Below are 24,203 nucleotides of genomic sequence, written 5' to 3'. Positions count from 1 at the left end.
TCAGGAGTGAAAATCCTAAGTGTAGAGCACCATTAGTAGGTTATCCCAGGCGGGTTGACCTCCGATTGCGTCACCGCTTCGCCCTGCTCGCCCCAGCGCGCCAGCACCTTCTGGTACTCTCCGCGCTCAATCGCACCGTTCAGCGCGGCCTGCAGGGCATAAACCAGTTGATTGCCTTTTTTGGTCGTGGTGGCGACATAAGCTTTCTTCGGCCCTAAACCGACCACGCGGGTTTTGCCGGTGAGCGCCGCTTTCCAGGATGAAACCGACTGGGGGCCGAAGAACACATCCGCCCTGCCGGACTGGATATAGAGATTGCCCGAGGCATCGTCGTGAAGATAGACCGGCAGCGCAGGCGCCCGCCCCGCCTTTTTATTCTCTTCGTTCCAGCCCAGCAGGATGCGCTCCTGATTGGTACCCGAGCCGACAATCACCTTTTTCCCGGCCAGATCTTCCGCGCTTTTGATTGACTGAATCTCGCTGGTGGATTTCACCGAAAATGCCAGCGAATCGACGCGGTAGGTCGCAAAATCAAACTTCTCTTTACGCTGTTCGGTCACCGCAATGTTCACCAGCGCCACGTCGTAGCGCCCGGAGGCGATCCCCAGCGGCCAGTCTTCCCACGCCGTCGGCACCAGCTTTAGCTTCAGCCCCAGGCTGCCCGCCAGCAGGCGGGCGATATCCGGGTCGCTGCCGATCCGCGTGCGGTTATCGCTGGCCAGCAGCGCCAGCGGCGGGGAGTTCAGCATCGAGACGGCGACCGTCAGCGTACCTGGCTCAACGAATTTATAGCCGGCGGGGATCTTCGCCACGGCCTGCCGATCCACCGTCACCTGCAGCGGCTGCTCGTTGGCTTTCAGATCGATGCTGGCGTGGCACGCCGTCGTAAAAAGCAGTCCTGCCAGAAGGCCATATTTCATCTGCGCTCCTTACAGCACTTTTGACAGGAACTGGCGCGTTCGCGCGTGCGACGGACGGTTCAACACCGCGTCGCTGCTGCCCTGCTCCACGATTTTTCCGTCGACCATAAACACCACCTGATCCGCCACCTCGCGGGCAAAGCCGATCTCGTGGGTCACTACCACCAGCGTAGTGCCTGACCGGGCCAGTTTTTTGATCACGTCCAGCACTTCCCCTACCAGCTCCGGATCCAGCGCCGAGGTGGGTTCATCAAACAGCATCACGCGGGGACGTAACGCCAGCGCGCGGGCAATGGCAATGCGCTGCTGCTGGCCGCCGGAGAGATGGCGGGACCAGGCGTCGGCTTTATCCCGCAGCCCGACCACGTCCAGCAGGCTGTACGCGCTTTCCACCGCCTCTTTTTTGCTGAGCTTTTTATGCGCGATGGGCGCCTCAATCAGGTTTTCCAGCACCGTGAGATGGGGAAAGAGATTAAAGTTCTGGAACACATAGCCCACGTTGACGCGCTGTTTGAGGATCTCTTTCTCCTTAAGCTCGTAGAGCTTGTCGCCCTGACGGCGGTAGCCAATGTAATCCCCGTCGATCTGAATAAAACCTTCGTCGACGCGCTCCAGGTGGTTTATGGTGCGCAACAGCGTCGATTTGCCCGAGCCTGAGGGCCCAAGAATGACCGTCACGGATCCCGGCGGGATCTCAAGCGACACGTTGTCGAGCGCCTTATGGCGACCAAAATACTTGCTGACGCCGGTGATTGAGATATGTCCTTCAGGAGAGGCTTGCATGGATAGGCTCCTGTGCTGGCGTGGTGGTGACGGAACGGGTGCGACGGGCGGCACGGTTCTGATTAACCGCAGAGCGGCGTTCGCTGCGGGCGAGTGCGCGTTCAACACCGTACTGGATAGCGGACAGGACGGTGGTGATCGCCAGATACCAGGCGGCACCGACCATCAGCAGCGGGATCACCTCCTGCGTGCGGTTGTAAATCATCTGAATGGTATAGAACAGCTCCGGCATCGCCAGGACGTAGACCATCGCCGTGCCCTTGGCGAGGCTGATGATTTCATTGAACCCCGACGGCAGGATGGTGCGCAGCGCCTGAGGCAAAATGATGCGCACCGTGCGGCGCCAGGCCGGCAGGCCGAGCGCGGCGGCGGCCTCATACTGCCCGTGATCGACCCCGAGGAAACCACCGCGAATGATCTCGGCGGTATAGGCGCTCTGCACCAGCGTTAGCCCCAACACGGCGGTAGAAAATTGCCCCAGCACGTTGATGGTTTCAAAGCTGCCCCAGGTGATGCCGGTGAACGGCACGCCGAGCGAGAGCGTGTCGTAGAGATAGGAAAAGTTGTACAGGATGATCAGCACGACGATCAGCGGCAGCGACCGAAACAGCCAGATATACGCCCACGCCAGGCTGCTCAGCAGCCAGGATGACGAGAGTCTCGCCAGCGCCAGCATGCCGCCAAACACCACGCTCAGCGCGGTGCCGATCAGCGTCAGCAGCAGGGTCTGCCCGACACCTTCGAGGATCACCGGGTCGAAGAACCAGCGGGCGAACACCGCCCACTCCCAGCGCGGGTTAAAGGCGACTGACTGAATCACGACCGCCAGGACAAACAGCGCCACCGCGGCGCCGACGGCCCGCAGCGGATAACGCGCCGGGACCACCTTAATGGTTTCAACGTTGCTCATCGTCGTTCCTCATGCGGTTTTGCTGAACGCTTCACGTACCAGCGTTTTGGTGAAACGCAGCCGACCGTCAAACGGCGGCTGGCTATACTCTTCCGGATCGCGGTTCAGATCGAACTGCGGCTGATAGCCCTGGCTGAGATAGAGCCTGACCGCTTCCGGCTGACGAAAGCCGGTTGTCAGGTAGATCTGACTGTACCCTGCCAGCACCGCCCTGCGCTCCAGCTCCTGCACCACGCGCCCGGCAAGCCCCTGCTGACGCAGGGTTTTGTCCGTCCAGATGCGTTTGATTTCCGCGGTGCGTTCGTCGAACGGTTTGTACGCGCCGGTGGCGATAATCTTCCCGTCGCGCTCCAGGACGATAAACAGCCCCTGCGGCGCTAAATACCACTCGGTGAGCTCCACTTCCGCGTCTTTAGAAAAGTAGTCCCCGTAGCGGGCCGCATATTCACCGAACAGCCCCTCGATAATGGGCTGAAGTTCGGCATCTTCCGGTGAAACATCACGAAATCGTTCGCTCATTACGCCTCCTTAATCGCCCAGGCCAGCCGGGTTCACTTCGGACTGCGGAATGCGCTCAACACCTTCACCCCAGCGGTTCAGCACTTTGTCGTAATCGCCGTTTTTGATGACGCCGTTCAGCGCGGTCTGCACCGGCTCAACCAGCCCGCTGCCTTTTTTCAGCGTCACCGCAATGTGCGCCGCCTTTGGCCAGCCGCCGTCGACGCTGCCCACCAGTTTGGTTTTCCCGTTCAGCGCCGCTTTCCAGGCGCCAATCACGTTCGGGCCAAAGTAGGCATCCGCGCGCCCGGACTGCAGCGCCAGGGTTTGGGCCGCATCGTCTTTGGTGTAGATCGGGGTAAAGGGCTTCAGTCCCTTCTTCAGGTTTTCGGCATTCCACGCCAGCAGGATGGCCTCCTGGTTGGTGCCGGAGCCCACGATAATCTTCAGCCCGGCGATGTCCTCCGCTTTCTGAAGCGATTTGATCGGGCTGGTCGATTTCACGTAGAAACCGAGGGAATCCTTACGGTAGGTGGCGAAATCAAACTTCTGTTTGCGCTCCTTAGTGACGGTGATGTTGCTGATGGCGGCATCGTATTTCCCGGACGCGACGCCCAGCGGCCAGTCTTCCCAGGAGGTGGGCACCACGTTCAGCTCCAGCCCAAGGCTGTCGGCCACCAGACGGGCGACGTCAACTTCGCTTCCCAGCAGCGTTTTGTTGTCGTCGGAGAAGACCGTCAGCGGCGGCTGATTGAGTCCCGCCACCGCCACGGTAAATTTCCCCGGCACGGCAAAGCGATAGTCTTTCGGCAGCTGCGCCACCGCCTCGCTATTTTTCGCGGTGTTAATCGGCGTTTTATTGGCCTCGATGCTCACGCCGGTGCCGTTAATATTGACGTTCTCTGCCCAGACGGCAGGGGTAAAGGCCAGCGCGAGCGCCAGAACAAGCGATGATTTCTGCATAGCGGGGTTCTCTTTTATTGTTGTGTGTACTGGTTTTTCGGTTGATCTAAGCCAAGGCTTTCGCGCAGCGTGGTGCCCGGGTAGTCGGTACGGAACAGGCCGCGAGACTGCAGAATCGGTACCACCTGGTCAACAAAGCGCGGGAAGGTGTCCGGCGTACCGCCCTGAATGATGAAGCCGTCTGCGGCATAACCTTCAAACCAGGCCTGAAGACCGTCAGCCACCTCCTCCGGGGTGCCGGAAAAGCGCGGGCGCGGCGAAGCGGCTTCAAGCGCCACCTGACGCAGGGTTAAGCTGCGTTCGCGGGCGTTACGCTTGATTTCATCCGTGGTGCTGCGGAAGCTGTTTTTGCCTAAGTCGCCGATATCCGGGAACGGCTCGTCGAGCGGATACTGGCTGAAATCGTGATGTTCGAAATAACGCCCGAGGTAATTGAGGGCGTCATTAATCGACACCAGCGCCGCCGTGGTCTGGTACTGGTTTTCCACGTCATCGGCATCTTTCCCCACAATCACGCTAACGCCCTGGAAAATATGGAGATCCGACGCGCGGCGACCGTTTGTTTCCAGCTGCTGTTTTACGTCGCGGTAAAAGGCTTTTGCCTCGTCGAAGGTCTCGTGGTGGGTAAAAATGGCGTCGGCATGTTTCGCCGCCAGCTTTTTCCCGTCGTCCGACGCCCCGGCCTGAAAGACAATCGGGCGACCCTGCGGCGTGCGGCCAATATTCAGCGGACCGGCGACCTGGAAGAAGTCACCGTGGTGATCGAGCGTATGCAGTTTGGCCGGGTCAAAAAACTGGCCGCTCTCTTTGTTGCGGATAAACGCGTCCCCTTCCCAGGAATCCCACAGCCCTTTCACCACGTCGAGATACTCATCGGCAATCCGGTAGCGCAGCGCATGCTCGGGGTGTTTTTCGCGGGAAAAGTTCTTTGCTGACCCTTCCAGCGGCGAGGTCACCACGTTCCAGCCCGCGCGGCCATTGCTCAGGTGATCGAGGCTGGCGAACTGGCGCGCCGTGGTAAAGGGCTCGCTGTAGGAGGTGGATAAGGTTCCCACCAGCCCCAGGCGCGAGGTAATGCTGGCCAGTGCGGAAAGCACGGTTAACGGTTCAAACCGATTCAGAAAATGGGGGATCGATTTCTCGTTGATATAGAGACCATCGGCCACGAAGAGAAAATCGAGCTTCCCTTCCTCGGCCTTTAACGCCGTCGCTTTCACGAAGTCAAAGTTAATACTGGCGTCGGCAATCGCCGCAGGATGGCGCCAGGCGGACATATTCCCGGATGCACCATGCAGAATGGTGCCCAGCCGCAGTTGTCGGGTTGCAGACATCTTTACCTCTCCTGAATTAAACGTGTTGCAGGGCTTTTTCCGCAAGCTGTGCAAAATAGCGGGCGGCGGGCTCAATTAAGGCTTCATCGGGATTAAACGACGGATGATGTAAACCATACGGGCTGTTGCTGCCGATGCTGACAAACGCCCCCGGGATCTGCTGCAGATAGACCGCAAAATCCTCCCCGCCCATATGCAGTTCCGCGTGCCGGGTTTCATATCCGGCCTCACGCGCGACCGAGGTGGCAAAATCAGCCCAGCGCTCGTCATTCACCAGCGCGGTAGGCCCGGCATACCAGGTGATATCAATCTGCGCGCTGAAGGCGCTGGCAAACCCGGCGGCAATTTCACCCACGCGGGCTTTCACATTCTGCTGCACTTCCGTGCGATGGGTACGCAGCGTGCCTTCCAGCTCGACGCTTTCCGGCAGCACGTTCCAGGTGTTACCGCCCGAGATGCGGGTCACGCTCAGCACCACCGAATCCAGCGTGTTGACGTTGCGGCTGGCGACGCTTTGCAGCGCCGTTACCAGCTGGCTTGCCAGCACGATGGCGTCGTTGCCTTCATGAGGACGTGCGGCGTGCGCGCCTTTACCGGTAATGCGGATCACAAAGCGGTCGACGTTGGCGTAGAACGGCCCGCCGCGGGTGGCGAATTCACCGACCGGCAGGCCGGGCTCGTTGTGCATACCGAAAATCGCGCTGACATCGCGCAGGGCACCGGCGCGCACCATGCTCTTCGCACCGCCAAAGTTCTCTTCAGCAGGCTGAAACAGGATGCGCACCCGGCCGTTAAGCGAGGCCTCCCGCTCTTTCAGCTTTAACGCGGCGCCGAGGATGACGCTGGTGTGAATATCGTGCCCGCAGGCGTGCATCACCCCTGCATGCTGTGAGCTAAACGGTACGCCGCTGCGCTCCTCGATCGGCAGCGCGTCAATGTCGGCGCGCAGCGCAACCAGCCTGCTGCCCGTTCCGATTTCCGCCACCAGCCCGGTCGACAGGTCGTAAGGCTGCGGGGCGATCCCGGCATTCGTCAGCCACTGGCGCAGGCGCGCGGTGGTTTCGACCTCCTGGCCGGACAGTTCCGGGTTCTGGTGCAGTTCGCGGCGCCAGGCAATCAGTTGTTCGCCAAAACTCATACGGTGACCTCCTTGTTAAGACGCGCCCCGGCAAGCAGACGCAGCGACGCGACGCGCGTAGCCCCCTCCGCCACCGGCGTGTCGATGATAAATTCGTCAATGCCCCACTGCTGGTGCAGCGCGTTGAGCTGTTCCACTACCGACTCAGCCGTGCCCGCCAGCAGCGACTGCGCGCGACGTGCAATGCGCACCGGCTCACTGCCCGCCTGGCGCGCAAACGCGTAGGCCTGCTCTTCGCTGGCCACGGTGACACGCTGCCCGTTTGCCAGCTCAACGCCCCACACTTCGACCTTCTGCGCTAGCGCGTCTGCCTCGGCCTGCGTCGGCGCGACAATCGCCTGCACCGCCACTATCACGTCCCGCGCGCTGTTCTCACGCCAGGTCGATACCACCTCGCGCAGCAGGTCCGGGTCACCGTTCAGGTGTGCGGCAAACACAAAGTGCCAGTCGAGCCTGGCGGCCAGCAGCGCGCTTTCGGTACTCGCGCCCAGCAGGAAAGCCTCAGCAGGCAACGGCGGCAGCGGCGTGGCGCGGACGGCCTCTTCAATAGCGTGATGCTCAGGACGGATCCAGCGGTCGAGCTGGGCCAGCTGTTCGGCAAAGCTGCCCTTTTCCTGTTGATTCAGGCCCTGCTGCAGCGCGCGGGTTGAGAGCGGTAATCCGCCGGGGGCTTTTCCAACGCCGAGATCGACGCGGCCAGGCGCCAGCGCGGCCAGCACGTTGAAGTTCTCGGCGACTTTATAAGGGCTGTAGTGCTGGAGCATTACGCCGCCGGACCCGACGCGAATGCGCGTGGTTTGCCCGAGGATCCAGGCAATCAGCAGCTCCGGCGAAGGGCTGGCAAGCTGTGGGGTGTTGTGGTGTTCGGCAATCCAGAAGCGGTGATAGCCCAGATTTTCTGCCTGCTGCGCCAGCGCCAGGGTACGCGCCAGTGCATCGGCAGCCGTTTCGTTTTCAGCGATGGGGCTTTTATCCAGAATGCTGATTCGCCATGACATGTTGCGTTCTCGTTTGACTTAACATGTCGACATTATTAAAGGCGCATTTCACCTCTGAGAAACAATTAATTTACATTTAGTTTGCCGGAAAACAGATATATAAAACCCTGCTAAGAATAAGATTTTAAGGAGGCAATCAGCGTTTCCACCTGCTCCCGACGGGTAATGCGGACGAAGCGAATATGGCTATATTGCGGGTTTTGCAGGTCGGCTTCATAGCGCGTACGGTTATTACGCCAGGTTTTCATCGTCCAGATGATAATGGATTCTCTGCTGAAGAACGCGCGCCGGAAACTCTCTTTATTCCCCGTTCCCGGCCAAAGCTCGTGTTTATGCCAGGCCCGCTTTATTGCTCGGGTGACGGCCTGCCAGAGGGTGCGGGTAAACCCGTAATCCACCCACACCACCACATCGACATCGCGCCATTTCAGCGGTCGCGTGCGGTTGTAGTTACCGTCGAGCACCCAGTCTGGCGAAGCCTGTAGCGCCTGCGCCAGCTTTGCCTGAAACTCGTCGTCCGGCGTGCCCTGCCAGTTAGCCTGCCAGTAGAGTCTGTCCATCTCGATACAGGGAATAGACAGCGCAGTCGCAATCTGCTTCGCCAGCGTGCTTTTTCCGCTCCCGCTGGTACCGATGACGTTAATTTTCACCTCAGCCTCCCTGTATTTACGAAAATGTGACCAAATGATAGCGTTTTCATCCTGTTAACGAAACGCTATTTCAGCATGACAATTTTTCCAGAGAGACGATCTCCCTCTTGCAGTTTGGCTTATGTCATTTATTTAAGCCGATTCAAAATAACACCCACTAAAATATTTTCAATTTTATTACATTCGACAACATTAACAGATTAAAAATAATGAATGCCGGGTATTTCGGAGAGTCTCAATTTCAGCGAGAATATATCCAGGCCGTTATTAAAATAATCATACTTATCTTGCCGGAGCGCTTTCCGGATTTTTATTCTTGCACAACATCATGGAGTTACTCATGAGGCGTAACACCCCCGTTACACAAAACGAGTATTTGCTTAACGCCGGTTCGACGTTAATGTCCACCACCAATACAAAAAGTCATATTACCTATGCTAACTCGGCTTTTATAGAAGCCAGCGGATATAAAGAAGAGCATCTTCTGGGGGAGCCGCATAACCTCATCCGCCATCCCGACATGCCTGCCGAAGCGTTTGGCGACATGTGGTTTACCCTCCAGCAGGGCGAGACCTGGACAGGTCTGGTGAAGAACCGTCGTCATAATGGCGATCACTACTGGGTGCGGGCCAACGTGACGCCGGTCTGGCAGGGGGAATCCCTGACCGGCTATATTTCGGTGCGCAATATCCCCTCACGGGAGGAGATCGCGGCCAGTGAAAATCTGTATGCAAAAGTGCGTAATAATGAATTAAAACATCATCGTTTTTATAAAGGACTGTTCGTTCGGCGCGGTATATTTTCCTTTTTGTCGCTCTTTAAATGTCTCAGTACCGGAAAACGAATTCAGCTTGGTATTACTGCGACGGCGTTACTTTCCTGCCTGGCGATGTATTTATTCCGCGATCGTCTCGTTCAGGCCGCCACTCTGGTGCTGCTTTTTTCTGCGCTGTCCTGTTATCTCCATGCGCAGATCGCCCGGCCGGTAAAATCCATTGTTCAACAGATGCAGCGCGTGGTTTCAGGACGTAAAACGGACTATTACCATTTTGACAGAATCGATGATATCGGGCTGATGATGCGCCTGGTGAATCAGTCTGGTTTAAACCTGAACTCGCTGGTTGATGATGTCGGGGCGCAAATCAGCGGTATTGGCACCATCAGCCAGCAGGTCGCGAAAGAAGGCGCGGCGCTGCAGGCGCGTTCTGAAGAAACCGCCGATTTCTTGCAGCAAACCGCATCTGCGGTGGAAGAGATCGCCAGCGCCGTGAAGCAGACGGCCGAAACCGCGAACGAGGCGATTCAGATGGCGGATCGCACCCGCGACAGCGCCCACTGCGGTGAAGCGATGATGAAAGAGACCATTGGTATGATGCAGTCCGTTTCGCAGGATAACGGCCAGATCGTCGATATTATCAGCGTTATCGATCGTATTGCCTTCCAGACCAATATTCTTGCGCTGAATGCCGCCGTGGAAGCGGCGCGCGCGGGTGAAGCCGGCCGCGGCTTTGCCGTGGTCGCAGCTGAGGTGCGCAATCTTGCGCAGCACTCCGCGACGGCGGCGAAAGAGATCAAAGCGCTGATCGAGAAAAACGTTGCCAGCGTCAACGCTGGCGTGGAGAAGGTGGGACAAACCGAATCACAGCTGACGGTTATGATCGACCATGTTCTGCAGGTTTCCACCCTGATTAAGGAGATTGGCCTCGCCACGCAGGAGCAAACCCAGGCGCTGACGCTCATCAACGCCTCCCTCTCCCGTATCGGCGCAATGACCCAGAGCAATACGGGGATGGTGGATAACGTCACTCACGCCGCGAATCACCTGACGCAGCGGACGACGCGCCTGCAGCAGGCAATTGCCGTTTTTGGCGGTTAGCCGTTCGGGTACTGCTCGTCGGTCACTTTTTCCAGCCATGTTACCGGGCTGCCGTTTACCGCTTCGGCGATGGCAATATGCGTCATCGCCGTTTGCGCACTTGCGCCGTGCCAGTGCTTCACGCCGGATGGGATCCAGGCGATATCGCCCTGATTCAGTATTTCCGCCTCTTCGCCCCACGCCTGTAGCCAGCCGGGACCCTGCGTCACAATCAGCGTTTGTCCCAGGGGATGCGTATGCCAGGCCGTGCGCGCGCCCGGCTCAAAGGTTACGGTTGCCCCGCCGACGCTGGCAGGTTCGGTCGCCTGAAAGGGCGCGTCAATGCGAACAGCCCCGGTGAACCAGGCTTCCGGTCCTCGTACTGAAGGTAATGAACCGCTACGGATAATTTTCATCTTATGCTCCTCGTTGACTGTTGCGTTAACAGTAGCGCAAAGCACTCCGCAGCATTAGGGTGCATAATCAGATAGGACACATGACTGAAACTCATAAATAGAACCGCGATGCTAAAAGATAATTTCAACGATCTGCTCTCCTTTATGGTGGTGGCCCGCGAGCGCAGCTTTACGCGCGCAGCGGCGCAGCTGGGCGTCTCGCAATCGGCACTGAGCCATGCGATGCGCAAGCTTGAAGCACGATTAGACGTTCGCCTGTTAACCCGCACAACCCGCAGCGTGGTTCCGACACCCGCGGGTGAGCAGCTTTTTTCGCGCCTCAGCCCGCATCTGCTGGAGATCGAACAGGAACTCACGGCGCTTCGCAGCAGCCGCGACAAACCCGCAGGCGCTATCCGCATCGTCGCCGGCGAGCACGCGATGGACGCCGTCCTCTGGCCAGTACTGAAGGCTTTTATGCTGCAATATCCTGACATTAACGTCGAAGTGACGGTCGACAATGGCCTGACAGATATCGTCGATGGCCGCTTCGACGCGGGGGTTCGCCTGGGTGAACAGGTGGCAAAAGACATGATTGCGGTGCGGATTGCGCCGGACATGCGCATGGCGGTCGTCGGCTCCCCGGATTACCTGGCTCGTTTTGGCGTGCCGCTCGTGCCGGAGCAGCTGGGTGAACACCGCTGTATCAATCTCCGCCTGCCCACCAGAGGGGGATTGTATGACTGGGAATTTGAGCGCGACGGGCGCGAGCTTCGCGTGCGGGTTGACGGACAGCTTACGCTCAATAACCTGTCGCAGCGCATCGACGCCGCGGAGAATGGTCTCGGATTAGCCTACGTGCCCGAGTCCTCGGTTCTGGACGCTCTGAATCAGGGACGGCTGGTCAGGGTCCTTGAATCGTGGTGCCCCACGTTTGAAGGATACCACCTCTATTATCCGAGCCGTCGGCAGCACACAACCGCGTTCAGGTTACTTCTCGATGCCCTGCAGCAGCAAAAATTTATACCATCTGGTAATAATTAAGAGAATCTGATGATTAAATAATCAACCCCGCCATTGTTTTGACTAAAAACTCATCACGTTTCAGCGTGTTGTGATCCCCGTCTGCTCTGACCACACGATTTCCTTCGACGTGCATCACTTTCGGCACGGTTATATTTTGCGTCGCTTATGAATTGCAGGTAGGATGCCTCGCCATGTTTCGCCTTATCCATACGCAGAATGACTGGGAAGGCGACATGTGTTTGCGCAGAAGCAATCGTTTGTATTGCGCTCTGCCAGGCAGGACTATCACGATAATGGTTCAGACAGGCAAACAGGTAACTCAATGAAAACAAGCAATAAAAGCGCAGCCGATCATCACGCTGCTAAACGTCGCTGGTTGAACTCCCACGAAGAGGGCTACCACAAAGCGATGGGCAACCGTCAGGTTCAAATGATCGCCATCGGCGGCGCTATCGGAACGGGTCTGTTTTTAGGTGCGGGTGCACGTCTGCAGATGGCTGGCCCGGCTCTCGCCCTGGTCTATCTGGTGTGCGGGATCTTCTCTTTCTTCATTCTCCGCGCGCTGGGCGAGCTGGTACTGCATCGCCCTTCCAGCGGCAGCTTCGTCTCTTACGCCCGTGAATTCCTCGGTGAAAAAGCCGCTTACGTGGCGGGCTGGATGTACTTCGTCAACTGGGCGATGACCGGTATCGTCGACATCACCGCCGTTGCGCTGTATATGCACTACTGGGGCGCGTTTGGCGATGTGCCGCAGTGGGTCTTTGCGCTTGGCGCGCTGGCGATTGTCGGCACCATGAACATGATCGGCGTGAAGTGGTTCGCGGAGATGGAGTTCTGGTTTGCGCTGGTTAAAGTGCTGGCCATCGTGGTGTTCCTGGTCGTGGGTACCGTCTTCCTCGGCAGCGGTAAGCCGCTGGATGGCAATGCCACCGGCTTCCACCTGATAACCGATAACGGCGGATTCTTCCCGCACGGTCTGCTGCCTGCGCTGGTGCTGGTTCAGGGCGTCGTGTTCGCCTTCGCCTCCATCGAGCTGGTGGGCACCGCAGCAGGTGAATGTAAAGATCCGCAGACGATGGTACCAAAAGCCATCAACAGCGTGATCTGGCGTATCGGTCTCTTCTACGTCGGCTCCGTGGTGCTGCTGGTGCTGCTGCTGCCGTGGAACGCCTATCAGGCGGGCCAGAGTCCATTCGTGACCTTCTTCTCGAAGCTGGGCGTGCCGTACGTGGGCAGCATCATGAACATCGTGGTCTTGACCGCAGCGCTCTCCAGCCTGAACTCCGGCCTCTACTCGACCGGTCGTATCCTGCGCTCCATGTCCATGGGCGGTTCCGCACCGAAGTTCATGTCCAAGATGAGCAAGCAGCACGTGCCGTACGCCGGTATTCTGGCGACGCTGGTGGTCTATGTCTTCGGCGTGTTCCTGAACTATCTGGTGCCGTCTCAGGTATTCGAAATCGTTCTGAACGTGGCGGCACTGGGGATTATCGCGTCCTGGGGCTTTATCGTGGTCTGCCAGATGCGTCTGCGCAAAGCGATTAAAGAAGGCAAAGCCGCTGACGTCAGCTTTAAGCTGCCTGGCGCGCCGGTGACCTCCTGGCTCACCCTGCTCTTCCTGTTCAGCGTGCTGGTGCTGATGGCGTTCGACTACCCGAACGGCACCTACACCATCGCGACCATTCCGCTGCTGGCCGTTCTGCTGATTGCGGGCTGGTTCGGCGTGCGTAAACGCGTTCATGAAATTCACAGCACCGCGCCGGTTCATCCTGACGATGAAAAACACGACGCCCCGCTGGTAGAAGAGACCTCGCGTTAATAAAAAAGCCGGGTGGCGGCTTCGCCTTACCCGGCCTACATTTCATGGTTTTGTAGGCCCGGTAAGCGGCAGCGCCACCGGGCAATCCCATCTTACAGAGCAATACGCATCACATCGTCAGGCTGGGTGGCTTCCTGCTGGCGGGTGGATTTTTGTTTCACCGTCACGTACAGGGTTTTGCCATCCGCAGAGAGCGCCAGGCTGTTCGGGTAGACCGGCGTGTCGAAGGTTTTAGTGACCTTATACGATTTCGCGTCAATCACGCTCACCTTACCGGCTTCACGGTGCGTCACGTAGGCTTCATTGCGGGCCGGGTTAAACAGGACCGCCAGGGATGCCGGCGCGGCGATTTTCTCGATCACGCTACCGTCTTTCAGGCTCACCACCAGCACTTCCGGCTGTTTTGAATCGGTCAGGAACGCGCGCTGACCGGCAGTGTCGAGGCTCAGGTTCAGGTAGAAGTGCTCTTTACCGTCATCCTTCACCTTTTTACGGGCAATAATTTTATTGCTGGCCGTATCAATCGTCACCAGTTCGCCGTCCGCATTCGTGGTGTACAGACGTTTCGCCTGCGCATCCAGCGCCAGGCCGGTGCTGTAGGTGCCCGTATTGGCAATGGTTTCTTTCAGCTTCAGCGTGGCGCCATCCACCACCCAAATCACGCTCTCTTTACCGACACCGGTGATGTAAATCGTGTTGCTCGCGTCGTCCGCCACCAGCTGGCGCGGCTGCAGCGGTTTGACGGTTTCGCTGCGCTGACGCCCGTCCAGCACCAGTCGCCCTTTTACGTCACCCGTTTTTGCATCAATCGCGGTTACCGCGCCGTTGATCGTATTGCCGAACCACAGCGTTTGAGTCGCCTTGTCAAAGGTGGCACCAAAGGGTTTCAGATCGCTATGGATTGCCTGCGTCACGTCCAGCGTGACCGGATCAAGGCGGTAGACAACCCCGCCCTTGTCGGTTTTACGGCTTTGCGAGGTTGCCACCCACAGCGCATTCTCCTGCTGGCTCACGGCCATTTCATACGCCCCTTTGCCCACCGCTTTACGCAGTACCTCTTCGGCGGCATGCACCTGGAACGTCCCGGCAAGCAGTAAAGTGGCAGACAGCAGCGACAGGCTCAGACGCGGCGAGCACAGTTGACGTAAAGACATATCAATTCCTTTTCTGAAAAGTGGGGTTGGGCTGACATCACTTCCGGCAGACAACGTCATGGCATTGTCTTTTGATAATGAGAATAGTAATCATTAATGTGTTAAATGTGGAGTTTTTCTTTCCCGCTTCGCCTTCCATTAACGCAATGTGCGGTTATAGTTTTCAAAACTTTTACAAAACCTTTAACATATATGGACATGTTCCATTTGGTTCGTTTATACACCACAACCGGTTTTATTCATGAAAATCATTTCTGCCCGTAAGGCTTCTCTCCCGCTGCTGCTGGTTCCTGTTATTTTTGCGCCGCTCACCGCCGTGAGTGCAGAGGAACAGACCATGATCGTCAGCGCCACGCCGCAAACCGTATCGGAGCTCGATACTCCGGCCGCGGTCAGCGTCGTCAATGGCGACGATATGCGCCAGGCCGCGCCCCGCATTAACCTGTCTGAATCCCTTGGCAGCGTACCCGGGCTGCAAATTCAGAACCGTCAAAACTACGCCCAGGATCTCCAGCTTTCGATGCGCGGATTTGGCGCCCGCTCAACCTTCGGGGTGCGCGGTATCCGTATGTACGTCGATGGTATTCCAGCCACCATGCCGGACGGACAGGGTCAGACCTCCAACATCGACCTTTCCAGCGTGGAGAGCGTTGAAGTGCTGCGCGGTCCCTTCTCTGCCCTGTACGGCAACGCCTCTGGCGGCGTAATCAACATCAACACCCAGACCGGGCAGCAGCCGCCGACCATTGAAGCCAGCAGCTATTACGGCAGTTACGGGACCTGGCGCTATGGCATGAAAGCCACCGGCGCGATGGGTGACGGCACCCACGCCGGTGACGTGGATTACACCGTTTCCACCACCCGCTTCACCACCAAAGGCTACCGCGACCACAGCGGCGCGCGGAAAAATCTCGCTAACGCCAAACTGGGTGTACGCATTGACGACGCCAGCAAGCTGACGCTGATCTTCAACAGCGTGGATATGAAGGCCAACGATCCGGGTGGACTGAATTACCAGGAGTGGCGGGACAACCCGCGTCAGTCGCCGCGCGGCGATCAGTACAACACCCGTAAGACCATCAAGCAGACCCAGGCCGGCCTGCGCTACGATCGCCAGCTCAGCGCTCAGGACGACCTGAGCGTGATGATGTACGCCGGCGAGCGTGAAATGACGCAGTACCAGTCGATTCCGTATCAGCCGCAGCTAAAAGCCACTCACTCCGGCGGGGTGATTGATATGCAGCGCCACTATCAGGGCGTGGACACTCGCTGGACACACCGCGGCGAGCTGCTGGTTCCGGTGACCTTCACCACCGGTCTGAACTACGAAAACATGAGCGAAGACCGTCGCGGATACGAGAACTTCGTGATGCGCAACGGCGTGCCGGACTACGGCGTCAAAGGCGATAAACGTCGTGACGAACGCAACCTGATGTGGAACGTCGATCCTTATCTGCAAACGAGCTGGCAGCTGACGCAGAAACTCTCTGTCGACGCGGGTGTCCGCTACAGTTCGGTCTGGTTTGATTCCAACGACCACTACGTTACGCCGGGCAACGGCGATGACAGCGGTGACGCGAGCTACCACAAGTGGCTCCCGGCGGGCGCCGTGAAGTATGCGGTGACGGATGCGTGGAACCTCTACGCTGCCGCAGGGCGTGGCTTTGAAACGCCAACCATCAACGAGCTCTCCTATCGCGCCGATAACCAGGGCGGTCTGAATATTGGCCTGAAGCCGTCCACGAATAATACGTATGAAGTGGGCAGCAAAACCCGCATCGGCAACGGCCTGCTGACGGCGGCGTTGTTCCGCACCGATACGGATGACGAGATCGTGGTGGACTCCAGTTCCGGCGGCCGTACAACCTATAAAAATGCCGGGAAAACCCGTCGTCAGGGTGTCGAAATTTCCCTGGATCAGCAGTTCGCGGAGAACTGGAAGCTGAAGATGGCCTGGACGTACCTGGATGCCACCTACCGGACTAACGTCTGCAGCGACGCAGACTGTAACGGTAACCGTATGCCGGGGATTGCGCGCAACATGGGCTTCGCCTCGTTTGGCTGGCAGCCGGAGGAAGGCTGGTATGCGGGGACAGACGTGCGCTACATGAGCGATATCATGGCCGACGACGAAAACACCGCGAAAGCGCCGTCCTATACGGTAGTCGGGCTGAATACCGGGTATAAATTTAACTACGGCAACTGGGGAATGGACGTCTTTGGCCGCGTCGATAACCTATTCGATAAAGAGTACGCGGGCTCGGTAATTGTCAACGAGTCCAACGGTCGTTATTACGAGCCTGCACCAGGCCGTAACTATGGCGTCGGACTGTCGGTCTCTTATCGCTTCGAGTAAGCAAAAAGAAAAGTTTATTTTATAAATGAAATAACCCTCCTGATGGCATTAAGCCATCAGGAGTTATTCACCAGATAAATAATTAGCGGCGGTATATAGTCGCTCTAATAAATAATCTCTCAGTTAAAATATTGTCGCTGTAAAAGAGAATCTGCTTCATCAATCAACTTATCAATCGCCTTCTGGCTCGCATCAACATCTCTCCGCTCAAGGGCCGAAAGCAGCTCGTCATAGTGATACGTTGCCGTTTTGATGTCGTTAAGTTCGTGATGCAGGTAGTTCATGCAGGGCCCGATGCGGACCCATAGCTGTTCAATTAAGGCATTAAGCGTAGGCATTTCCGCATACTGATAAAGCGTAAACCTGAAGATACGATTCGCATGCAATGCCTGCTGAACGTTTCCATTGCGCATGGCCTCATGGAAAGCCTCTGACATTTTGCGCAACGCCTCCAGCTTGCCGTCTGACATCTTCTGGCATGCTGCGGCGACCGCCATTGGCTCAAGCTGTTTTCTGATGGCGTTAATCTCGTTATAACGCTCCAGCGTCACTTCAGGGACCAGAAATGCCTGTGCGGGCGTGGCGTGAAGCGCGCCTGAGGAGACCAGGCGCAACAGCGCTTCGCGGACCGGCGTAATACTGGTGCCTAATTTATCAGCAATCTCTTTCGTAATCAGTCGTGCTCCTGGTTTGAGAGAGCCTGTAATTAACGCCCCTTTCAAACTGTGTTCAACCTGCATGGTAAGGCTAACCCTTTGGGCTTTTTCTAAGTGATCCAAATCAAGCATGTGGAATTCCTGTAGCTAAAACTTAATGCTATTTTTAAACGCCAGTTTTAATAAAACGGCGCCGGTACGATATATCCTGTATCGTCATGCCTGGTGGTGGGAAGTACAAAAAACAGCAAAAAAAGTAAACGTCATTTTTTTTATCGTTTTCGGGCTCATCGGGGATGATGGCGCGAAAAGTCATGTCCAGTAATTAAAGACAATATATCGTATCTTCACAAATAAATATGGCGGGAACCCCCGCCATATTGCGCTTTATTTATTGTCACTCGCGACGCGAATCACGACTTTGCCGAAGTTTCGTCCTTCCAGCAGGCCAATGAGCGCCTCGGGGGCGTTTTCCAGCCCGTCCGTGACCTGTTCGCGATAGTGGATTTTTCCCTCCTGCACCCAGCGCCCCATCTCTTCCTGGAACTCATGGATGCGATGTCCATAGTCCTGGCCGATGATAAAGCCCTGCATCCGAATGCGTTTCTTGAGAAGGGTCGCCATCAGAAGCGGCAGGCGGTCCGGCCCGTCAGGCAAGCCCGTCGCGTTGTAGCCGCTCACCAGGCCACACACCGGCACGCGCGCGGAGGTGTTCAGCAGGGGCAGCACGGCGTCAAACACTTTCCCGCCGACGTTTTCATAGTAGACATCAATGCCGTTCGGGCAGGCCTGCTTGAGCTGGTCGGCAAAATCCGCGGCGTGGTGATCCAGACACAGGTCAAACCCGAGCACCTCAACGGCATGGCGGCATTTCTCTGCGCCACCGGCGACGCCGACCACCCGGCAACCTTTGATTTTGCCGATCTGCCCAACCGTCGCGCCAACCGGGCCGGTCGCCGCCGCCACCACCAGCGTTTCACCCGCTTTCGGTTGCCCGATATCCAGCAGCCCCATATAGGCGGTAAAGCCCGGCATACCCAGTACGCCCAGCGACCAGGAAGGATGAGACGGATTTTCGCCCAGCTTCACCAGGCCGCTGCCGTCCGAGAGTTCATATTCCTGCCAGCCGCTGTAGCCCAGCACCCATTCACCGGCTTTGAAGTCGGGATGGTTTGACTGTTCAACGCGGCTGACCGTTCCCCCCACCATCACCGCACCGAGCTCAACCGGCGGCGAATAGGATGGCGCATCGCTCATGCGACCCCGCATATAAGGATCCAGCGACAGCCAGACGGTACGAAGCAAAAGCTGCCCCGCCCCTGGTTCCGGAACAGGCTGCGTTTCCAGACGAAAATTTTCCGCTACCGGTGCGCCCTGTGGACGAGAGGCCAGCACCCAGCGGCGGTTATGCGAAACAGAGTGATTCATCAGGATCTCCTTCTGGTACAAATGTCATTACAGCCTGGCTCACGTTCGGCGTTATCGCATTAGCATTACGAGCCAGACTGATTGAGGCGTACAACCAGATAGATGCAGGTTTCGTTCGTCTCGTTAATGAACCGGCAGTCATTAGGCGGCCCCAGCTCAAGACAGTCTCCGGCGCGCATCTCGTGGCGCGTATCGCCCTCCTGAAACACCAGCTCACCGGACTGCAGCCAGATAAGCTGACGCGCCAGCGCGTAAGAAGAGGCCGGCATCGGAACATCGCTGCCCGCAGGCAGTTCAACCTGAACAAGGTCGATGGGCAGATCGGTACGGGGGGAAACATGGCGGCGGAGGTAGTGCGTCTGCGGGTCGCGCCAGACGGGCTGATTTGCCAGGCGCAGCAGCTTGCCCTCCTGCATCTCGGCCCGGGCAATCAGCGTTGACATGCTGATGCCAAACGCGCCCGACAGGCGGGCAAGCAAGGTGGCTGTCGGGCTACTGTCCCCGCGCTCGATTTTATGGATCATGGCGCGGGAGACGCCTGCCCGGTCCGCCAGCTCGCTCAGGGACCACCCGCGAGACTCGCGTTCAAGGCGAATTCTTGCGCTAATCCGTTGATTCATTGTGTCTGTTATGGTGTTCATGACGTCATACTATAGTGTATGAACGGCAATTCAATGGGCTTTTGATAACAAAAAAATATGGCTTATGCCGTAGCGATCGGGCGATACAGTTGTGTAATATCGTAGCGATAACGTAATACTATAGTGAACAACACACAGAGGCTTCATCATGATCGTTCGTCATGCCTGCAAAGAAGACTGCGCTGCGATAGGCGAGATTTACAACCACGCGGTGCTGCACACTGCCGCGATCTGGAACGATAAAACCGTCGATACCGATAACCGCATCGCCTGGTTTGAGGCGCGCTCGCTTGCGGGCTACCCGGTTCTGGTGAGCGAGGAAGACGGCGTAATCACCGGCTACGCCTCTTTCGGCGACTGGCGCGCCTTTGACGGCTTCCGTCATACGGTTGAGCACTCGGTCTACGTCCACCCGGCCCATCAGGGCAAGGGGATTGGCCGCACGCTGATGAAGGCGCTGATTAACGAGGCCCGCGCCATCGGTAAACACGTGATGGTGGCCGGGATTGAAGCGCAAAACCATGCCTCGATACACCTCCACGAAACGCTCGGCTTTGTGACGACGGGACAAATGCCGCAGGTGGGAACCAAGTTTGGCCGCTGGCTGGACTTAACCTTTATGCAGCTGCAGCTGGACGAGCGCAGCGACCCGGACGCGATCCCATGAATCAGTCACTGACGCTGGCGTTTCTGGTGGCGGCGGGTATTGGCCTGGTGGTGCAAAACACCCTGATGGTGCGTATCACCCAGTCCTCCTCCACCATTCTTATCGCGATGCTGCTGAATTCGCTGGTCGGCATCGTGCTGTTTGTCAGCATTCTGCTGCTGAAACAGGGCGTCGCCGGGTTCAGCGAGCTCGCCGCAACGGTGCGCTGGTGGACGCTTATCCCGGGACTGCTGGGGTCGTTTTTTGTGTTTGCCAGCATCAGCGGCTATCAGAACGTTGGCGCGGCGACGACCATCGCCGTACTGGTGGCAAGCCAGCTGATTGGCGGGCTGGTGCTGGACGTGCTGAGGAGCCAGGGCATCCCGCTGCGCGCCCTGATCGGCCCGGTGTGCGGCGCGGTGATGCTGGTGGTCGGGGCCTGGCTGGTGGCGCGACGCCAGTTTTGATGGTTACAGTATGGTGCCGCCTTTCGTCAGCTGTTCCTCACGCGCGTCCATCTCCTCTTTATGCTGCTTACCGTGGTGCGAAATCGCGGTGCGCAGACGCTGCTGCTGAGTGTAGCGCTCTTCACGGCTGAGCTCTGCATCATCGCTTAATTCGATCAGCAGTTCGTTCATGTGGGTAATCACGCTCTCTTCGATGGCGGCATCGACGCGGGCGATAACTTCGTTTAAATGTGACATTGTCACTCCTCATTATGTGCCCGGTGGCGCTACGCTTACCGGGCCTACAGGTGCCAAATGTAGGCCGGGTAAGGCGGAGCCGCCACCCGGCTAAAAAGGCTTAGTTCAGCTTCGCTTTTGAGAAATCGCTGCCCATCAGGCTTACGCTGTACCCGCTCACATTGCTGCGGGTCGCGTAGAACGTTTTCCCGTTTGCGAGCGCAATCCACGGCGCCTGCTGATAGAAAATCTCCTGCGCCTGGCCATAGAGCTTCGCGCGCTCGGCCGGGCTGCTGGTCAGCTTCGCTTTTTGTACCAGGGCATCATACCCCTTATCGCACCAGCGCGCGGCGTTTGAGCCGGTTTTAATGCTGTTGCAGCCGAGCAGTACATCGGCAAAGTTGTCCGGGTCGCCGTTGTCGGACATCCAGCCAAACAGCGCGGAGTCATGCTCGCCTTTACGCATTCCGGAGAGATATTCGCCCCACTCGTAGGAGACAATTTTGGCCTTCACGCCGACTTTTGCCCAGTCGCTCTGGATCATCTCCGCGATACGACGCGAATTCGGGTTATACGGACGCTGCACCGGCATTGACCACAGCGTGACTTCCGCGCCCTTCTCCAGACCCGCCTGCTTCAGCAGGGCTTTCGCTTTTTCAGGATCGTAGCTGTAGTCCTTCAGGTCTTTATTGAAGCCCAGCATATTTGGCGGGATCGGCGATTTTGCCACCGTGCCCGATCCCATAAAGACCGCATTAACGATGGCCTTCTTGTCGGTCGCGTAGTTGAGCGCCTGACGCACCAGCACATTATCAAACGGTTTTTTCTCGGTGTTAAACGCCAGATAACCGACGTTCAGCGCATCGACGGCGTGCAGCGTCAGGTCTTTGTTGTTTTTGATGGCGTCAAACTGAACCGGGGATGGCGCAGGAATAATCTGGCACTCGTTGGTCTGCAGCTTCGCCAGGCGGGTTTCCACGTTTGGCGTAATGGAGAAGATGAGATGCTTCGTCGGCACCTCGCCTTCCCAGTAGTTCGGGTTCGCGACGTAGCGGATCAGCGAATCCACTTTGTACTGCTGCAGCACGTATGGCCCGGTACCAATCGGCCAGGTGTCCACGTTTTCAGGCGTGCCTTTTTTCAGCATCGCGTCGGCGTATTCCGCGGAGAGAATCGAGGCGAAATCCATCCCCCAGTCGGCCAGAAACGCAGCGTTGGGTTCGCTGAGGGTGAACTGGACGTGGTAGTCATCGACCTTTTTCACGTCCTGGATCAGCTTATCGAGACCCACATCGTTAAAGTATTCGTAGTTGCCCTGCGACACGTTGTGGTACGGGTGTTTAGGGTCTTTCTGGCGCATGACCGAGAAAATAACGTCATCGGCATTAAAATCGCGCGTCGGTTTGAAGTATTTGTTGCTGTTGAACTTCACCCCTTTACGCAGGGTAAAGGTATAGGTCTTGCCGTCCGGGGAGATTGTCCAGGACTCCGCCAGCGACGGCACCGGAGTATTTTTCACCGGGTCGAAATTGATCAGGCGGTTATACAGCACCTGAGAGCTGGCCACAAAAGACGGGCCAGAGCTGGCGATTTGTGGGTTGAAGGACTCGGGGGAGGCTTCTGAACAATAAATAAGGGTGTCGTTGTTTGCCGCCCATGCGGCACCGGCTGGTAACAGCGCGCTCAGCGCAAGGGCGAGCAGTGTTTTCCCTGTAGACATGGTTATAACCCTGACAGTTTTATTATATAGGACAGTAATAACAGCACAGGCGTTTTGACCTGGCAAATAACGAAACACTATCAGGTTATTCTAAAGCCGCGGTTTTTGCTGTTTTAACCGCCAGCAGCCAGAAAGACGATTTGTCTTAAGTGCCATTATTCGTCAAGCACAACCGTCACTTTCTATGCCGCAAGAAATCGGCGCTTTTAGCGTCTCTTCCTCCGTTTGGTTGCGTCCTCGGTTCGTTAAAGTAATGGTGTGAAGAAGTATATGGGATCAAATCGTGGCAAAAACTCTTTTACGCAGCGGTAATCTGGATGATTTTCAGGCCGTTGGCGGCGGCGGACAAGCCGTTTTCGAATCAGCGTTGCAAATCCGGGAAGCGCTCCGGTTGCGCAAACAACAGGCCATCGTCGACTGTCTGGCGATTCCTCAGGTCAACGACAGCGGCGACCGCGTGGACTGGTATTCCCCGGTTGAAGGGAGCGTAACCAGCTGGAAAGCGGCCGATGAAGATGATCGCTATCGCGCCCTGCGCTATCTGGAAAACACGCTCGCCAGCGTCGAGTCATTAAGCAAGAAATGCCTGCAGTCGCCTAAAACCGCGCAACAGCTTTTTGGCTCTCTGCTGTCGAAGGCATTTCAGTTTCCGGGCGAAAACTTCCTCTTCCTGGTGGACGGAAAGCCGGTCATCAGCTTCTGGGGATTTGTAAACCTCAACGAGAACGCGCGCGACGATGTCCTCGACTGCCTGCGTGAATCGCTGATCCCTGAGCCAGCCCCCGTTGTGATTGACGATCCTGAACCCGAGCCTGAGCCAGAGCCGGTGATGACCTTTGAGCATGCGGACGAGCCGCTGATCGCCCCGTCCACGGTGGTGCGTATTACGCCGGAGGATCTGTATGAGCCCGAACCGGCCCCCGTCGTTGCGCAACCTGTCCAGGAACCTGTTCCGGCGAACGTCGTGAAAAAGCGCCGCGTTCCCCTGTGGACTCTGCCGGTTGCCGCCGTGATCGTTGCCGCCGTTGCCGCCCCGCTGCTGTGGCCGAAACAGGCGCCTTCCGCTGAGCCCGCCCCGGCGCCCGCACCTGAACCCGTGGAGATTGCGCCAAAGCCGATCAAGGCGGTTGAACCGCTGGCGATGAAGTTACCGCTGCATCAGGCTGAGGTCGTGGCCATCAAAGAAAAAGAAGCGGCTCCGGGTGAAGCTGCACCACAACCCGCTCCGGTGGTGATTGTCGCCATTCCGAAAGACGCCATGGTGATGGAAGCGAATCAGGTGAAAGCGGGATCGACGCGCTTCCTGAACGGCACCTGGCGCGCCATCCTCGACGTGAAGGATCCGGTCACCGGCAAGCCGCCGTCGCTGCGCTATCAAATCCAGAACAACAAAGGTTTCGCCCGCGTTGTCCACGGCGACAACATTGTCTGCCGCGCGGAGGTCTTCTCCGGGCTGCACAGCAATGGCGAGCTGATGATTAAGAGTCGCGGTACTGCCCGCTGCACCGACGGTTCCCGCTACCCGATGCCGGAAGTGGCCTGTAAAGCAGGCACCAGCGATATCGCAGAATGTCGCGCCCGTTATGATGCCAACACCGTCGTCCCACTGACGTTCAAGAAAGCAGGTGCCTGA

At 57.5% G+C, this 24,203-nt stretch carries 21 protein-coding genes and 1 pseudogene; 7 read left to right on the top strand and 15 right to left on the bottom strand.

Annotated elements, in window-relative coordinates; genetic code table 11:
- Positions 1-32 precede the first annotated feature (32 nt).
- From AA74_RS0102870 to AA74_RS0102830, 8 genes and pseudogenes are all read right to left on the bottom strand, one after another.
- Complete coding sequence (locus AA74_RS0102870; RefSeq protein ID WP_025910911.1) at positions 33-920, bottom strand: ABC transporter substrate-binding protein; 888 nt, start codon at positions 918-920, stop codon at positions 33-35.
- 9 nt (positions 921-929) lie between these two features.
- Positions 930-1,703 (bottom strand): amino acid ABC transporter ATP-binding protein, encoded by a 774-nt coding sequence (locus AA74_RS0102865; protein WP_025910909.1) that lies wholly within the window; start codon positions 1,701-1,703, stop codon positions 930-932.
- Complete coding sequence (locus tag AA74_RS0102860; RefSeq protein WP_025910906.1) at positions 1,687-2,613, bottom strand: amino acid ABC transporter permease; 927 nt, start codon at positions 2,611-2,613, stop codon at positions 1,687-1,689. The genes AA74_RS0102865 and AA74_RS0102860 overlap by 17 nt, the downstream gene beginning before the upstream one ends.
- 9 nt (positions 2,614-2,622) lie before the next feature.
- Positions 2,623-3,132 (bottom strand): GNAT family N-acetyltransferase, encoded by a 510-nt coding sequence (locus tag AA74_RS0102855; RefSeq protein ID WP_008501765.1) that lies wholly within the window; start codon positions 3,130-3,132, stop codon positions 2,623-2,625.
- A 9-nt stretch (positions 3,133-3,141) separates the two neighbouring features.
- A pseudogene (locus AA74_RS1000000123650) lies at positions 3,142-5,405 on the bottom strand (NtaA/DmoA family FMN-dependent monooxygenase).
- Positions 5,406-5,421: 16 nt separating this feature from the next.
- Positions 5,422-6,543 carry an amidohydrolase gene (locus AA74_RS0102840; RefSeq protein WP_025910900.1) on the bottom strand — a complete coding sequence of 374 codons (1,122 nt, stop codon included), beginning with the start codon at positions 6,541-6,543 and terminating at the stop codon, positions 5,422-5,424.
- Positions 6,540-7,541, bottom strand: a complete 1,002-nt coding sequence (locus tag AA74_RS0102835; protein WP_025910898.1) for an LLM class flavin-dependent oxidoreductase — start codon at positions 7,539-7,541, stop codon at positions 6,540-6,542. Before AA74_RS0102835 ends, AA74_RS0102840 begins: the two co-directional genes overlap by 4 nt.
- A gap of 110 nt (positions 7,542-7,651) precedes the next feature.
- Positions 7,652-8,191 carry an AAA family ATPase gene (locus AA74_RS0102830; protein WP_025910896.1) on the bottom strand — a complete coding sequence of 180 codons (540 nt, stop codon included), beginning with the start codon at positions 8,189-8,191 and terminating at the stop codon, positions 7,652-7,654.
- Between the two features lie 340 nt (positions 8,192-8,531).
- On the opposite strand from AA74_RS0102830, the gene AA74_RS0102825 reads away from it, so the two are divergent.
- The gene (locus AA74_RS0102825) at positions 8,532-10,067 is read left to right on the top strand and encodes a methyl-accepting chemotaxis protein (RefSeq protein WP_025910894.1); all 1,536 of its coding nucleotides are present in this window, start codon (positions 8,532-8,534) and stop codon (positions 10,065-10,067) included.
- On the opposite strand, the gene AA74_RS0102820 is transcribed toward AA74_RS0102825, so the two are convergent.
- Positions 10,064-10,462, bottom strand: coding sequence for a cupin domain-containing protein (locus AA74_RS0102820; protein ID WP_025910892.1), 399 nt, complete (start codon positions 10,460-10,462; stop codon positions 10,064-10,066). The genes AA74_RS0102825 and AA74_RS0102820 overlap by 4 nt on opposite strands.
- A 108-nt stretch (positions 10,463-10,570) precedes the next feature.
- On the opposite strand from AA74_RS0102820, the gene AA74_RS0102815 reads away from it, so the two are divergent.
- Positions 10,571-11,485, top strand: a complete 915-nt coding sequence (locus AA74_RS0102815; protein ID WP_008501773.1) for a LysR family transcriptional regulator — start codon at positions 10,571-10,573, stop codon at positions 11,483-11,485.
- A gap of 304 nt (positions 11,486-11,789) precedes the next feature.
- The gene (gene ansP / locus AA74_RS0102810; protein ID WP_008501774.1) at positions 11,790-13,286 is read left to right on the top strand and encodes an L-asparagine permease; all 1,497 of its coding nucleotides are present in this window, start codon (positions 11,790-11,792) and stop codon (positions 13,284-13,286) included.
- Positions 13,287-13,378: 92 nt separating this feature from the next.
- Here ansP and AA74_RS0102805 read toward each other — a convergent pair whose 3' ends face one another.
- A complete protein-coding gene (locus AA74_RS0102805; RefSeq protein WP_025910888.1) occupies positions 13,379-14,440 on the bottom strand; it encodes a YncE family protein in 1,062 nt (353 codons plus the stop codon).
- A 241-nt stretch (positions 14,441-14,681) separates the two neighbouring features.
- On the opposite strand from AA74_RS0102805, the gene pqqU reads away from it, so the two are divergent.
- Complete coding sequence (gene pqqU, locus AA74_RS0102800) at positions 14,682-16,796, top strand: TonB-dependent receptor PqqU (protein WP_025910885.1); 2,115 nt, start codon at positions 14,682-14,684, stop codon at positions 16,794-16,796.
- 119 nt (positions 16,797-16,915) lie between these two features.
- Here the strand turns inward: pqqU and AA74_RS0102795 are convergent, their stop codons facing one another.
- The 3 genes from AA74_RS0102795 to AA74_RS0102780 form a co-directional block, all read right to left on the bottom strand.
- The gene (locus AA74_RS0102795; RefSeq protein ID WP_021240238.1) at positions 16,916-17,584 is read right to left on the bottom strand and encodes a GntR family transcriptional regulator; all 669 of its coding nucleotides are present in this window, start codon (positions 17,582-17,584) and stop codon (positions 16,916-16,918) included.
- A gap of 255 nt (positions 17,585-17,839) precedes the next feature.
- A complete protein-coding gene (locus tag AA74_RS0102785; protein WP_025910883.1) occupies positions 17,840-18,880 on the bottom strand; it encodes an NADP-dependent oxidoreductase in 1,041 nt (346 codons plus the stop codon).
- 65 nt (positions 18,881-18,945) lie between these two features.
- The gene (locus AA74_RS0102780; RefSeq protein ID WP_021240241.1) at positions 18,946-19,521 is read right to left on the bottom strand and encodes a helix-turn-helix domain-containing protein; all 576 of its coding nucleotides are present in this window, start codon (positions 19,519-19,521) and stop codon (positions 18,946-18,948) included.
- A 148-nt stretch (positions 19,522-19,669) separates the two neighbouring features.
- Here AA74_RS0102780 and AA74_RS0102775 point away from each other — a divergent pair, with 148 nt between their 5' ends.
- Positions 19,670-20,188 (top strand): GNAT family N-acetyltransferase, encoded by a 519-nt coding sequence (locus AA74_RS0102775; protein WP_023292298.1) that lies wholly within the window; start codon positions 19,670-19,672, stop codon positions 20,186-20,188.
- Positions 20,185-20,634 carry a DMT family transporter gene (locus AA74_RS0102770; protein ID WP_023292297.1) on the top strand — a complete coding sequence of 150 codons (450 nt, stop codon included), beginning with the start codon at positions 20,185-20,187 and terminating at the stop codon, positions 20,632-20,634. The genes AA74_RS0102775 and AA74_RS0102770 overlap by 4 nt, the downstream gene beginning before the upstream one ends.
- A 3-nt stretch (positions 20,635-20,637) precedes the next feature.
- Here the strand turns inward: AA74_RS0102770 and AA74_RS0102765 are convergent, their stop codons facing one another.
- Together AA74_RS0102765 and AA74_RS0102760 are read right to left on the bottom strand one after the other, a co-directional pair.
- Positions 20,638-20,871, bottom strand: coding sequence for a YdcY family protein (locus AA74_RS0102765; RefSeq protein ID WP_023292296.1), 234 nt, complete (start codon positions 20,869-20,871; stop codon positions 20,638-20,640).
- A gap of 100 nt (positions 20,872-20,971) precedes the next feature.
- A complete protein-coding gene (locus AA74_RS0102760; protein ID WP_023327585.1) occupies positions 20,972-22,570 on the bottom strand; it encodes an ABC transporter substrate-binding protein in 1,599 nt (532 codons plus the stop codon).
- A 283-nt stretch (positions 22,571-22,853) separates the two neighbouring features.
- Between AA74_RS0102760 and AA74_RS0102755 the strand changes: the two genes are divergently transcribed.
- Entirely contained in the window at positions 22,854-24,203 is a 1,350-nt protein-coding gene (locus AA74_RS0102755) for an SrfA family protein (protein WP_025910876.1), read from the top strand.

Source organism: Enterobacter sp. 5-4, assembly GCF_000612205.1.
GTDB lineage: Bacteria > Pseudomonadota > Gammaproteobacteria > Enterobacterales > Enterobacteriaceae > Enterobacter > Enterobacter roggenkampii.
This window is presented reverse-complemented; position numbering and strand designations above follow the sequence as displayed.

What these genes read in the sequence shown, in the direction of transcription:
- AA74_RS0102870 (WP_025910911.1), bottom strand. Translation starts at nt 920, where the DNA reads ATGAAATATGGCCTTCTGGCAGGACTGCTTTTTACGACGGCGTGCCAC.
- AA74_RS0102865 (WP_025910909.1), bottom strand. Translation starts at nt 1,703, where the DNA reads ATGCAAGCCTCTCCTGAAGGACATATCTCAATCACCGGCGTCAGCAAG.
- AA74_RS0102860 (WP_025910906.1), bottom strand. Translation starts at nt 2,613, where the DNA reads ATGAGCAACGTTGAAACCATTAAGGTGGTCCCGGCGCGTTATCCGCTG.
- AA74_RS0102855 (WP_008501765.1), bottom strand. Translation starts at nt 3,132, where the DNA reads ATGAGCGAACGATTTCGTGATGTTTCACCGGAAGATGCCGAACTTCAG.
- AA74_RS0102840 (WP_025910900.1), bottom strand. Translation starts at nt 6,543, where the DNA reads ATGAGTTTTGGCGAACAACTGATTGCCTGGCGCCGCGAACTGCACCAG.
- AA74_RS0102835 (WP_025910898.1), bottom strand. Translation starts at nt 7,541, where the DNA reads ATGTCATGGCGAATCAGCATTCTGGATAAAAGCCCCATCGCTGAAAAC.
- AA74_RS0102825 (WP_025910894.1), top strand. Translation starts at nt 8,532, where the DNA reads ATGAGGCGTAACACCCCCGTTACACAAAACGAGTATTTGCTTAACGCC.
- AA74_RS0102820 (WP_025910892.1), bottom strand. Translation starts at nt 10,462, where the DNA reads ATGAAAATTATCCGTAGCGGTTCATTACCTTCAGTACGAGGACCGGAA.
- AA74_RS0102815 (WP_008501773.1), top strand. Translation starts at nt 10,571, where the DNA reads ATGCTAAAAGATAATTTCAACGATCTGCTCTCCTTTATGGTGGTGGCC.
- ansP (WP_008501774.1), top strand. Translation starts at nt 11,790, where the DNA reads ATGAAAACAAGCAATAAAAGCGCAGCCGATCATCACGCTGCTAAACGT.
- AA74_RS0102805 (WP_025910888.1), bottom strand. Translation starts at nt 14,440, where the DNA reads ATGTCTTTACGTCAACTGTGCTCGCCGCGTCTGAGCCTGTCGCTGCTG.
- pqqU (WP_025910885.1), top strand. Translation starts at nt 14,682, where the DNA reads ATGAAAATCATTTCTGCCCGTAAGGCTTCTCTCCCGCTGCTGCTGGTT.
- AA74_RS0102795 (WP_021240238.1), bottom strand. Translation starts at nt 17,584, where the DNA reads ATGCTTGATTTGGATCACTTAGAAAAAGCCCAAAGGGTTAGCCTTACC.
- AA74_RS0102785 (WP_025910883.1), bottom strand. Translation starts at nt 18,880, where the DNA reads ATGAATCACTCTGTTTCGCATAACCGCCGCTGGGTGCTGGCCTCTCGT.
- AA74_RS0102780 (WP_021240241.1), bottom strand. Translation starts at nt 19,521, where the DNA reads ATGAACACCATAACAGACACAATGAATCAACGGATTAGCGCAAGAATT.
- AA74_RS0102775 (WP_023292298.1), top strand. Translation starts at nt 19,670, where the DNA reads ATGATCGTTCGTCATGCCTGCAAAGAAGACTGCGCTGCGATAGGCGAG.
- AA74_RS0102770 (WP_023292297.1), top strand. Translation starts at nt 20,185, where the DNA reads ATGAATCAGTCACTGACGCTGGCGTTTCTGGTGGCGGCGGGTATTGGC.
- AA74_RS0102765 (WP_023292296.1), bottom strand. Translation starts at nt 20,871, where the DNA reads ATGTCACATTTAAACGAAGTTATCGCCCGCGTCGATGCCGCCATCGAA.
- AA74_RS0102760 (WP_023327585.1), bottom strand. Translation starts at nt 22,570, where the DNA reads ATGTCTACAGGGAAAACACTGCTCGCCCTTGCGCTGAGCGCGCTGTTA.